This is a genomic window from Rhizobacter sp. P2_D12 (assembly GCF_056404395.1).
The window spans coordinates 1-10780 of record NZ_JBFUEB010000155.1; the positions used below are offsets into that span (position 1 = coordinate 1).

Below are 10780 nucleotides of genomic sequence, written 5' to 3' on the forward strand. Positions count from 1 at the left end.
CATCATTGCCACATCCTGGAGACCGGCAACGACAGCTACCGCTTCAAGAACAGCTCCGCTCAACCCACACTGCCCAAGAAGGAGTCCAAAGCCAAGAAGTTATCCACAACGTGAGCCAGCTTGGCTCGAAAACGGGTGGGTCAACATTGGATGGAAAACCCGGGTCAGCTCTCCGTGGAACTCAACAGACCGAGTGGGCGGCGCGCCGATACCACCCTACGCCTCCACTATTCACCCTACGCCGATGGGCACGCGAAGGAGAGATCGTGCCCGCACCCGAGATCGTCGGAAAGGCCTACTACGTCGATGAACGGGCGGAACGGCTCGGAGTCGCGGCTCCGACCCTCCTCGATCGCATACAGGGACGCGCGTGAGTCCGGCACGCCGAAGCATCCGCAGGCGGGATTGGCCTCGCGGCCTCTACGAGCCTCGCCCTGGCTACTACGTCTGGCGCCATCCCGAGACAGGGGAGACCTTGACCCTCGGCTCCATTCCGCTCGCACACGCGAAGAATCAGGCGTTGCAGGCCAACGCCCACCTTTTTGGTATGAAGCCGACGCTCCTGGCGCGCCTGACCGGGGCGACCCACACCGTCGCCGACCTGTTGGACACCATGCCGGAGAGCAAGTCCTACAACACGGCCAAGGCTCGCCGGAGCATGGACAAACTCATCCGGGCGAAGCTCGGCACCCTCACCTGCGGCGCCTTGACCGTCAAGGACTGCGCCGAGATGCTCGACGAGATCATCGCAGCCGGAAAGGACCGCTGGGCGCAGTCAATCCGATCCCGCCTGATCGCCATGTGCAAACGGGGAATGCAGAAGGGCTGGATGAGCAGCAACCCCGCCGAGACGACCGAGGCGACCATCGTAGTGGTCAAGCGGGAGCGGCTCTCCCTGGAGTGGTTCAACGCGATCCTGGAGAAAGCTCCGCAGGTGGCAGCCTGGCTCCCGGACGCGATGCTGCTGGCCATTGTTTCCGGCTTGGACCGCAGCACGATCGTCGGGGTGTCGAAGACCCATGTCATCGGCGAGAACCTGGTGATCGGCCGCGGGAAGACCGCAGTCACGATCGCGATCCCCCTGGACCTACGCCTGGACGTGCTGAACCTGTCGCTCCRCGACCTGGTCACGAAGCAGCCCAAGGTGGTCACCCGGCTGCTGGTCCACCACCAGGTACCCTACGGGAATGCACCGGTCGGCAGCCGCGTGCACCCGGACAACATCAGCCACGCGTTCACCGAAGCCCGCCAGCTCGCCGGCATCCCCGACGTGTTGCCGAACGGGAAGACCGCACCCACCTTCCACGAGATCCGCAGCCTATGCAAGCGGCTCTACAACAAGCAGGGCAACGTGGACACGAAAGACCTACTCGGGCACCTCACCGAGCGCATGGCGGACCTGTACGAAGACCCCCGAGGAAGCGAGCCGATTCAGGTAACCATCCGCAAGTGATGTGTGCACGAAGTGAACGGGAAGTGAACTCTCCCCGGAGGCGGTGTGCTGCCCATGCAGACCATCAGCACCCGCAGCGGCTTCGTCACTTGGCCGGCACCACGTTGTCGGTGCCGGGCGCGCCGAAGGCCTGCTCGCGCAGGTGCGCCAGCTGGTCGCGCACGCGCGCCGCCTTCTCGAACTCGAGGTTGCGCGCGTGGTCGAGCATCTGCTTCTCCAGCTGCTTGATGCGCTTGCCCAGGTCCTTCTCGCTCATGGCCTCGACCTGGGCCGTCTCGGCCGCCACCTTCAGTTGCTCCTTCGCGTTCTTCTCGCTGTAGACGCCGTCGATCAGCTCGCGGATCTGCTTCTTGACGCTGCGCGGCGTGATGCCCTGCTCCAGGTTGTGCTGGATCTGCTTGGCACGGCGTCGCTCGGTCTCGCCGATCGCGCGCTGCATCGAGTCGGTCATCCGGTCGGCGTACAGGATGGCCTTGCCGTTGACGTTGCGGGCCGCGCGKCCGATSGTCTGGATCAGCGARCGYTCGGMGCGCAGGAAGCCTTCCTTGTCRGCGTCGAGGATCGCCACCAGCGAGACCTCGGGGATGTCCAGCCCCTCGCGCAGCAGGTTGATGCCCACCAGCACGTCGAAGGTGCCGAGCCGCAGGTCGCGCAGGATCTCGACCCGCTCGACGGTGTCGATGTCGCTGTGCAGGTAGCGCACCTTGACGCCGTTGTCGCTCAGGTAGTCGGTGAGCTGCTCGGCCATGCGCTTGGTCAACGTGGTGATCAGCACGCGCTCGTGGATCTCGACGCGCTCGCGGATCTCCTGCAGCACGTCGTCGACCTGGTGCGTGGCCGGCCGCACCTCGACCACCGGGTCGACCAGGCCGGTCGGCCGCACCACCTGCTCGACCACCTGGCCGGATGTGCGCTGCTCGTACGCGGCGGGCGTGGCCGACACGTACATCACCTGCCGCATCTTCTTCTCGAACTCCTCGAACTTCAGCGGCCGGTTGTCCAGCGCCGACGGCAGCCGGAAGCCGTACTCCACCAGCGTCGTCTTGCGCGCCCGGTCGCCGTTGTACATCGCGCTGAGCTGCCCGATCAGCACGTGCGATTCGTCGAGGAACATCAGCGCATCCCCAGGCAGGTAGTCGACCAGCGTCGACGGCGGATCGCCCGGCGCCGAGCCCGACAGGTGGCGCGTGTAGTTCTCGATGCCCTTGCAATGGCCGATCTCCTGCAGCATCTCCAGGTCGAAGCGGGTGCGCTGCTCCAGGCGCTGCGCCTCGACCAGCTTGCCGTCCTTCACCAGCTCGTCGAGGCGCACGCGCAACTCGGCCTTGATGGTGTCGATGGCGGCCACCACGCGGTCGCGCGGCGTCACGTAATGGCTGGACGGGTAGACGGTGAAGCGCGGGATCTTCTGGCGGATGCGCCCGGTCAGCGGATCGAACAGCTGCAGCGTCTCGACCTCGTCGTCGAACAGCTCGATGCGGATCGCCAGCTCCGAGTGCTCGGCCGGGAACACGTCGATGGTGTCGCCGCGCACGCGGAAGGTGCCGCGGCTGAAGTCCATCTCGTTGCGCTGGTACTGCATCCGGATCAGCTGCGCGATCACGTCGCGCTGGCCCAGCTTGTCGCCGGCGCGCAGCGTCATCACCATGCGGTGGTAGTCGCTCGGGTTGCCGATGCCGTAGATCGCGCTGACGGTGGCGACGATMACSACGTCGCGCCGCTCCAKCAGSSWYTTGGTGSMCGACAGGCGCATCTGCTCGATGTGCTCGTTGATCGASSWGTCCTTYTCGATGAACAGGTCGCGCTGCGGCACGTAGGCYTCGGGYTGGTAGTARTCGTAGTASSWGACGAARTACTCGACCGCGTTYTKCGGGAAGAAYTCGCGGAACTCSSWRTACAGCTGSGCCGCCAGCGTYTTRTTGGGCGCRAAMAYGATSGCGGGCCGGCCSRSCTGCGCGATCACGTTGGCCATSGTGWAGGTCTTGCCSGAGCCSGTGACGCCMAGCAGSGTCTGGTAGCTCAACCCGTCCTGCACGCCTTCGACCAGCTGGGCGATGGCCGTCGGCTGGTCGCCCGCCGGCGGATAAGGCTGGAACAGCTGGAACGGCGAATCGGGGAAGCCGACGAAGTTGCCCTCGGGCGGTGCATCCACGACGGCATCCGCGAGCATCACGTCCGGTCCAGCCTGGGGAGCTTTCGCCATGTTGATTAAAATCCTTCGGGTTTTCCTGTACCGGGAAAGCACAGGGCAATCGGCAAGCCTAGCCCAAAACCGCCATCCGCTCTACTGACAAGGACTGTCCATGACCTCGCTGTTCGCCGCTGTCGAAATGGCCCCACGCGACCCSATCCTCGGCCTGAACGAGCAATTCAATGCCGATCCGAATCCCGCCAAGGTGAACCTGGGCGTCGGGGTCTACTACGACGACAACGGCAAGCTCCCGCTGCTGAAATGCGTGGCCGAGGCCGAGCGCCAGATGCAGGAAGCGCCGAAGCCGCGCGGCTACCTGCCGATCGACGGCATCGCTGCGTACGACAAGGCGGTGCAGGGCCTGGTGTTCGGCGCCGACAGCGCCGTGCTGGCCGAAGGCCGCGTCGCCACGGTGCAAGGCCTGGGCGGCACCGGCGGGCTGAAGATCGGCGCCGATTTCCTGAAGAAGGTGAACCCGGATGCCAAGGTGCTGATCAGCGACCCGAGCTGGGAGAACCACCGCGCCCTCTTCACCAGCGCCGGCTTCGTCGTCGAAAGCTACCCCTACTACGACGCCGCGAAGCGCGGTGTCAACTTCGACGGCATGCTGTCGGCGCTGAACGCCGCGCCCGCGGGCACCGTCGTCGTGCTGCACGCCTGCTGCCACAACCCGACCGGCTACGACATCACGCCGGCCCAGTGGACCCAGGTGATCGGGGCCGTCAAGGCGCGCGGCCTGGTGGCCTTCCTCGACATGGCCTACCAGGGCTTCGGCGAAGGCATCGCCGAGGACGGCGCGGTGATCGCGCAGTTCGTCGCCACCGGCATCGACTTCTTCGTCTCCACCTCGTTCTCGAAGAGCTTCTCGCTGTACGGCGAGCGCGTCGGCGCGCTGAGCGTGCTGTGCAGCAGCAAGGACGAAGCCGCGCGCGTGCTGAGCCAGCTGAAGATCGTGATCCGCACCAACTACTCCAACCCGCCGACGCACGGCGCCCAGGTCGTCGCCACCGTGCTGAACACGCCGGCGCTGCGCGCGATGTGGGAAGAAGARCTSGCCGGCATGCGCGTGCGCATCAAGCAGATGCGCACCGCGCTGCTGCAGAAGCTGCAGGCGGCCGGCGTGAAGCAGGACATGAGCTTCATCACCCAGCAGAAGGGCATGTTCAGCTATTCGGGGCTCAACAAGGCGCAAATGGAGCGCTTGCGCAGCGAATTCGGCATCTACGGTGTCGATTCGGGGCGCATCTGCGTCGCGGCGCTGAACAGCAAGAACATCGACGCGGTGGTTTCGGCCATTGCCAAGGTCAGCTGACGCGCGGTCCCGGATGGGCGTCCGGGCGACGGCCGCACCATTCTGGGCGGCCTTTGTGCCTCATTTCCGGGTTTGCACCAAAGCCGTCCGCAGGCACGATGGTTCCCGGCTGCCTAGAATGCTGCGACGCACAACCTGTGTGAGAGCGGTTGCAAGGCAGCTGCAAAGGAACCTGAATGCTGTACCAGTGGTATGAAACCCAGCGCGCGCTGCTGAGCCCGTTCTCCGAGTTCGCCAGCGCGTCGTCCAAGCTGTACAGCCATCCGCTGTCGCCTTTCACGCACACGCCGATGGCGCAGCGCGTGTCGGCCGGGCTGGACCTGATGCACCGGCTCTCGAAGGAATACGAGAAGCCCGAGTTCAACATCACCTCGGTGAAGGTCGACGACGTCGACGTCGCGGTGCAGGAGCAGGTGGCGATCGAGAAGCCTTTCTGCCGGCTGCTGCGCTTCAAGCGCTTCACCGACGACCCGCCGGTGCTGACCGCGATGAAGGACCAGCCGACCGTGCTGGTCGTGGCGCCGCTGTCGGGCCACCACTCGACCCTGCTGCGCGACACCGTGCGCGCACTGCTGCAGCACCACAAGGTCTTCATCACCGACTGGACCGACGCACGCATGGTCGATGCCGCGGCCGGACCGTTCCACCTCGACGACTACGTCGCCTACGTGCAGGAGTTCATCCGCCACATCGGCCCCGAGGCCAACGTGATCTCGGTGTGCCAGCCGACGGTGCCGGTGCTGGCCGCGATCTCGCTGATGGCGAGCAATGGTGAAACCACGCCGCGCACGATGACGATGATGGGCGGCCCGATCGACGCCCGCAAGAGCCCGACCGCGGTCAACAACCTGGCGATGAACAAGAGCTACGACTGGTTCGAGAACAACGTCATATACCGCGTCCCGGTCAACTACCCCGGTGCCGGGCGCCGCGTCTACCCGGGCTTCCTGCAGCACAGCGGCTTCATCGCGATGAACCCCGACCGCCACCTGAAGTCGCACTACGACTACTTCATGGACCTGATGCGCGGCGACGACGACAACGCCGATTTCCACCGCACCTTCTACGACGAGTACAACGCGGTGCTCGACATGCCGGCCGAGTACTACCTCGACACCATCAAGACGGTGTTCCAGGACTTCGCGCTGGTCAACGGCACCTGGGAAGTCAGCGGCCAGCTGGTGCGCCCGCAGGACATCACCACCAGCGCGCTGCTGACCATCGAAGGCGAGCTGGACGACATCTCCGGCGCCGGCCAGACCAAGGCGGCGCACGAGCTGTGCACCGGCATCCCGAAGTCGCGCCAGTTCCACTACGACGTCGAAGGCGCCGGCCACTATGGCATCTTCTCGGGTCGCCGCTGGCGCGAGAAGGTCTACCCGCAGGTGCGCGAGTTCATCGCGTCGCACCAGCAGGCGGTCAAGCTCGCCCCGAAGGCCAGCCGCCGCACGGCCGCGCGCAAGGCGGCCTGACAGGCACCGTGGACCGGGACGCGCTCGCCGACGCCCTCGACGCCGCCCTGCCCCAGACGCAGTGCACGCGCTGCGGCTACCCCGATTGCCGCAGCTATGCCCAGGCCATCGCCGACGGCGAGGCCGGGATCAACCAATGCCCACCCGGCGGCGCCGAGGGGATCGCCCGGCTGGCTGCGCTGGCCGGCCGCCCCGAACTGCCGCTGAACCCGGCCAACGGCAGCGAAGGCCCGCGCCGCCTGGCGGTGATCGACGAGGCCTGGTGCATCGGCTGCACGCTGTGCCTGAAAGCCTGCCCGGTCGACAGCATCGTCGGCGGGCCGAAGGCCATGCACACGGTGATCGATCCGCTGTGCACCGGCTGCGAGCTGTGCATCCCGGTCTGCCCGGTCGACTGCATCTCGCTGGTCGATGCGAGCGAAGGCCGCACCGGCTGGGATGCCTGGAGCGCACCCCAGGCCGACGAAGCCCGTGAACGCTTCGCCTTCCACCAGCAGCGCCTGGAACGCGACGAACAGGAGCGGCTGGCCCGCATGGCGGCGCGCATCGCGCCCGGGCCGGCGGCGATCGAGGCTGCGCTGGCCCGCGCGCGCGCGCGCAAGCCGCGCTGAACCGGTCCTGTTGTCAGAGCAGTCCTACAGCCGAATCGACCATCGTCCTATCCGCACCGCGGGCCGGGACCGACGACTGCCGCCGCGGCAGGCCTCTACGCTTCAAGCACACGACAGTGCAAGGAGTTGCAATGAACCGCGATCGCATCCAGGGCCAATGGAAGCAAGTCAAGGGACAGGCCCGCGAACACTGGGGGCGCATGACCGGCAACGACAACGACGTCGAGCGCGGCCAGCGCGAACGCCATGCCGGCAAGATGCAGCGCACCTACGGCGTGCGGCAGGACGAGGCCCGCGAGCAGATTCGCGAGCTGCAGTCGCGCTATTGAGGAGGCCGACCATGAACCGCCCCCTGCTGGCCAGTTTGCTGGCCGTCCTGATGACCACCGTCGCCCTGAGCGCCTGCGACAAGCTCGGCTCCGGCACGACACCGAAGCCCACCACCGGCTCCGCACCCGCCGCCAGCGCGCCGCCGTAAACGCCGCGCGGCTGGGCGAGAATGGCCGGCGATGCACGCCGACCAGATCGAACCCTTCTTCGCGACGCTCCAGGCTGCCAACCCGCAGCCCAACACCGAGCTCGAATACACCAACGTCTTCGAGTTGCTGGCGGCCGTGCTGCTGTCGGCCCAGGCCACCGACGTCGGCGTCAACAAGGCGACGCGCAAGCTGTTCGCCATCGCGCCGACGCCGCAGAAGATGCTGGCGCTCGGGCTGGACGGCATCACGCAGCACATCAAGACCATCGGGCTCTATCGCAACAAGGCGAAGAACCTGCTCGAAACCTGCCGCCTCCTGATCGAGCAGCACGGCGGCAAGGTGCCGCGCGGCCGCGAGGCGCTCGAAGCGCTGCCGGGGGTCGGCCGCAAGACGGCCAACGTGGTGCTGAACGTCGCGTTCGGCGAGCCGACGATGGCGGTCGACACCCACATCTTCCGCGTCAGCAACCGCACCGGGCTGGCGCCGGGCAAGAACCCGTTCGAGGTCGAGATGGGCCTGCTGAAGCGGGTGCCGGCGGGCTACTTGGTGGACGCCCACCACTGGCTGATCCTGCATGGGCGCTACGTGTGCCAGGCGCGCAAGCCGCTGTGCTTCGAATGCGGTGTCGTCGCGTACTGCGATTCGCGTCCGGGCGGGCCGCACCCGATCTACAGCGACACGCGGGCGGCGTAAGGGGCGGCGGCCGGCCAGTCGGCGGCGCGCGCCGGGCGCGCGCCGTCGATGACGCAGCGGGCGGCGTTGATCCAGCCGGCGTGCGCGACGATGCACGATTGCGGCGGCAGCCCCTCCAGCAGTGCCGCGCAGCGCTGCAGCAGCTGCGCGACCGATTCGCCGCCGCCGGGCGCGTGCTGCAGGAAGTCCGCGCACCAGGCGTCGACGGCTGCGGCACCGATCGCATCCCAGCGTTGGCCGTCCCAGGTTCCGAAGTCGAGTTCGCACAGGCGCTCGTCGATGCGATGCACCCAGCCCCAGCGCGCCAGGCAACGGCCCACCGCGGCGCAGCGCTGCAGCGGCGATGTCCACACGATGCGCGGCCAGCCTTCGCCCCGCGCGGCCCGGCGGATCCGGTGCGCCAGGCGCTTGGCCTTGCGCCGGTCCATCGGCACGTCGGTGCGGCCGATGCAGCGGCCCTCGACGCCCCTGGGCCGCGGATGCCGCCACGCGTGCGGCGAGTCGCTCATATAAACAATTTTGAGTTCAAAGAAGCCAAGGCTAGAAGCGCTTGGGCGGTCCGGATCAATAGCTGTTTTATCCCGAACCGATCAGCAGCGAGACGGCGACCGATCCAGAGGCGATAGGAATCCGCACCTTGTCGCCCTTGTGCAATCGGCTGACATTAACGTAGCTGAGTAGATATTCGGTCCACGGCGTTTCGCTCGGCTATTCCTTTTTGGCGAAAGTACATCGCTCCATATTCCCGTAATACGCAAACCTGCTTTTGTCGCCTATCAACAGTTCCGGGGCTATTTTCTTTACTTCATCGTGTATGAAGTCGTGACAACCTTCCTCAGCCAAGCATGATTGAAGCTCTCGATAGTAGATGCTGGCAGTTAGATCAGCCATGCATTTTGCCTGATCATATCGTTTGTCCGCAATCTGGCGAGATATCTCCACCGGGGTGCTGTAGCGAGAGATATTATTCAGCATCGATAAATAGTAATCCTTCTTCTCAAGTCGCGCTTGAGCAGACTTTCCACCGAGATAAACACCCAGCAAGAAACTGATCAAAACGACAACAAGCGCAACAATAGTCAAAGCAGTTTTCTTCATGCTTTCATCTCCCCGGCGCCGTAAGTCCTGGTGGGGGGCCACCTTGATAGTCCGGATTCAGGCCCCAAAGCTGGCATTCGCACGTTGTCGTCTCAGGATCATATGCCACCTGCTCGGTCCTGTAGTCAACGGTGAACGTTGATGGCGGACAGGTCGACGTGCAGCGGGCGACTAGGCAGCGACGCGTCTTCTTGAGCTCTATCTCGAGGTCGCAGTTCTTGAAACTGAACAAGCATTTCAAATTGTCTGCGAAGTTCTGCCCAGGTTCCTGCTTTTGCTCCAGCATCTTCTTGATTTCATCCGCTGTAGGAGGTGGCGTCATCGGCTTGTCTTTCCCATAGTTCTTCGGAACTTTACCGGCAAGCCCGTCCGGATCGACGAACGTCAGAGGATCGCCGACCACATAGAGATAGGTCGACAGACTGCCTCCAGCAAGTCCGATCGGGTCGCTCTGCCGGTAGATTCCATTGTCGGGCGCGTAATAGCGGAAGTAGTTGTAGAACAGCCCCGACTCCTGGTCSGCGTAYTGSCCCGGGAAGCGCAGGTTGAAGCCGAAGGCGCCGAGGTTGTCCGGGTTGGTCTCCGGCGCTGTCGTGCCGAAGGGTTCTGCCAGCCAGCGCCAACGCTTGCCGCCGCTCTGGTCAATGACGAGGCGCGGCGTGTCGATGTGATCGGCRTGGATGAAGTAGACCGMSRGCGGGYTGCTCGCATTGRTCGGGTCGYTGCTGAAGACCGCCACCGGYGTCGAGCCCAGCCACACGTATTCCTTGATCGCCTGYCCGTTCTGGTCGTACTCGCCGAGCAGGTTTCCATCGATGTCGTACACGAAGATGACCGTGCTGCCGGGCCCTGCACTGGTGGTCTTGCGGATGCGTCGCCTGTCGGCGTCGTAGCTGTAGGTGCCGGTGACGCCCGCTTTGGTGATGCTGGCCATCGAGCCGGAGAGTCCGTAGGTCGCGGTGTAGTTCGGGCTGTCGGTGATGGTATTGCCGGCGTTGTCGTAGCCGAAGCTTCTTGCCGGGTTGGTGATGCTCGTCAGCCGGTTGCTCGTCGCCTGCGTCGTGTAGACGCTCGGGCTGCCGTTCAGGCTCACGCCGGTGCGGTTGCCGTTGGCGTCGTAGGTGATGCTCCAGACAGCGCTCACCGTGGTGATGCTGGTCAGCCGGCTGTTCTCGTCGTAGCCGAAGCTCTGGTCCAGTCCCGGCTGCGGGATGCCGTCGTTGGCGCTCAGGTGCACGTGGCTGACGATCCGGTCGGCCGCGTCGTAGGTGATGTCGCGGAAGACGTCGCCCAGCCGGATGCGCACGATGCGACCGCTCAAGTCATAGAAGCGCTCATGCGCTTGTGGCCCGGCGGCCATCGCCCAGTTCCAGCTCGTCACCGGCCCGAACGGCTCCCACTTGATGTCGGTCAGCAGCGGCACCGGCGTGCTGTCCGCATCCTTGGCCAGGCTGATGGCGGTGATGCGCCG

12 protein-coding genes and 1 pseudogene are annotated in these 10780 nt (G+C 65.4%); 9 read left to right on the top strand and 4 right to left on the bottom strand.

Translation table 11 applies throughout. The features are described from left to right. From AC1DYN_RS29680 to AC1DYN_RS29690, 3 genes and pseudogenes are all read left to right on the top strand, one after another. Positions 1-114: pseudogene (locus tag AC1DYN_RS29680) on the top strand (ATP-binding protein); the annotation flags it as partial. Further along, positions 111-374: an excisionase gene (locus AC1DYN_RS29685; RefSeq protein ID WP_477965897.1), complete on the top strand. Its 264-nt coding sequence runs from the start codon at positions 111-113 to the stop codon at positions 372-374. The pseudogene AC1DYN_RS29680 and the gene AC1DYN_RS29685, both read left to right, overlap by 4 nt. After that, complete coding sequence (locus AC1DYN_RS29690; protein WP_477965899.1) at positions 371-1453, top strand: phage integrase Arm DNA-binding domain-containing protein; 1083 nt, start codon at positions 371-373, stop codon at positions 1451-1453. Before AC1DYN_RS29685 ends, AC1DYN_RS29690 begins: the two co-directional genes overlap by 4 nt. 85 nt (positions 1454-1538) lie before the next feature. Here the strand turns inward: AC1DYN_RS29690 and uvrB are convergent, their stop codons facing one another. Further along, entirely contained in the window at positions 1539-3623 is a 2085-nt protein-coding gene (gene uvrB / locus AC1DYN_RS29695) for an excinuclease ABC subunit UvrB (protein ID WP_477965919.1), read from the bottom strand. Positions 3624-3756: 133 nt separating this feature from the next. Between uvrB and AC1DYN_RS29700 the strand changes: the two genes are divergently transcribed. From AC1DYN_RS29700 to nth, 6 genes are all read left to right on the top strand, one after another. After that, positions 3757-4956 (top strand): amino acid aminotransferase, encoded by a 1200-nt coding sequence (locus AC1DYN_RS29700; protein WP_477965901.1) that lies wholly within the window; start codon positions 3757-3759, stop codon positions 4954-4956. A gap of 176 nt (positions 4957-5132) precedes the next feature. Beyond that, the gene (locus AC1DYN_RS29705) at positions 5133-6428 is read left to right on the top strand and encodes a polyhydroxyalkanoate depolymerase (protein ID WP_477965903.1); all 1296 of its coding nucleotides are present in this window, start codon (positions 5133-5135) and stop codon (positions 6426-6428) included. A gap of 8 nt (positions 6429-6436) precedes the next feature. Continuing rightward, positions 6437-7039 (top strand): electron transport complex subunit RsxB, encoded by a 603-nt coding sequence (gene rsxB / locus AC1DYN_RS29710; RefSeq protein WP_477965905.1) that lies wholly within the window; start codon positions 6437-6439, stop codon positions 7037-7039. Positions 7040-7170: 131 nt separating this feature from the next. Further along, positions 7171-7368 carry a CsbD family protein gene (locus AC1DYN_RS29715; protein ID WP_477965907.1) on the top strand — a complete coding sequence of 66 codons (198 nt, stop codon included), beginning with the start codon at positions 7171-7173 and terminating at the stop codon, positions 7366-7368. 11 nt (positions 7369-7379) lie between these two features. Then, positions 7380-7517, top strand: a complete 138-nt coding sequence (locus AC1DYN_RS29720) for a hypothetical protein (protein WP_477965909.1) — start codon at positions 7380-7382, stop codon at positions 7515-7517. Between the two features lie 31 nt (positions 7518-7548). Next, on the top strand, positions 7549-8211 hold the full coding sequence (gene nth / locus AC1DYN_RS29725; RefSeq protein ID WP_477965911.1) for an endonuclease III: 663 nt from the start codon (positions 7549-7551) through the stop codon (positions 8209-8211). On the opposite strand, the gene AC1DYN_RS29730 is transcribed toward nth, so the two are convergent. From AC1DYN_RS29730 to AC1DYN_RS29740, 3 genes are all read right to left on the bottom strand, one after another. Continuing rightward, positions 8187-8720, bottom strand: a complete 534-nt coding sequence (locus AC1DYN_RS29730; RefSeq protein WP_477965913.1) for a histidine phosphatase family protein — start codon at positions 8718-8720, stop codon at positions 8187-8189. The two genes, nth and AC1DYN_RS29730, sit on opposite strands and share 25 nt — an antisense overlap. A 199-nt stretch (positions 8721-8919) precedes the next feature. Continuing rightward, the gene (locus AC1DYN_RS29735; RefSeq protein WP_477965915.1) at positions 8920-9309 is read right to left on the bottom strand and encodes a hypothetical protein; all 390 of its coding nucleotides are present in this window, start codon (positions 9307-9309) and stop codon (positions 8920-8922) included. A gap of 4 nt (positions 9310-9313) precedes the next feature. Beyond that, on the bottom strand, positions 9314-10780 hold a 1467-nt coding region (locus tag AC1DYN_RS29740; RefSeq protein ID WP_477965917.1), incomplete at its 5' end, for an RHS repeat domain-containing protein.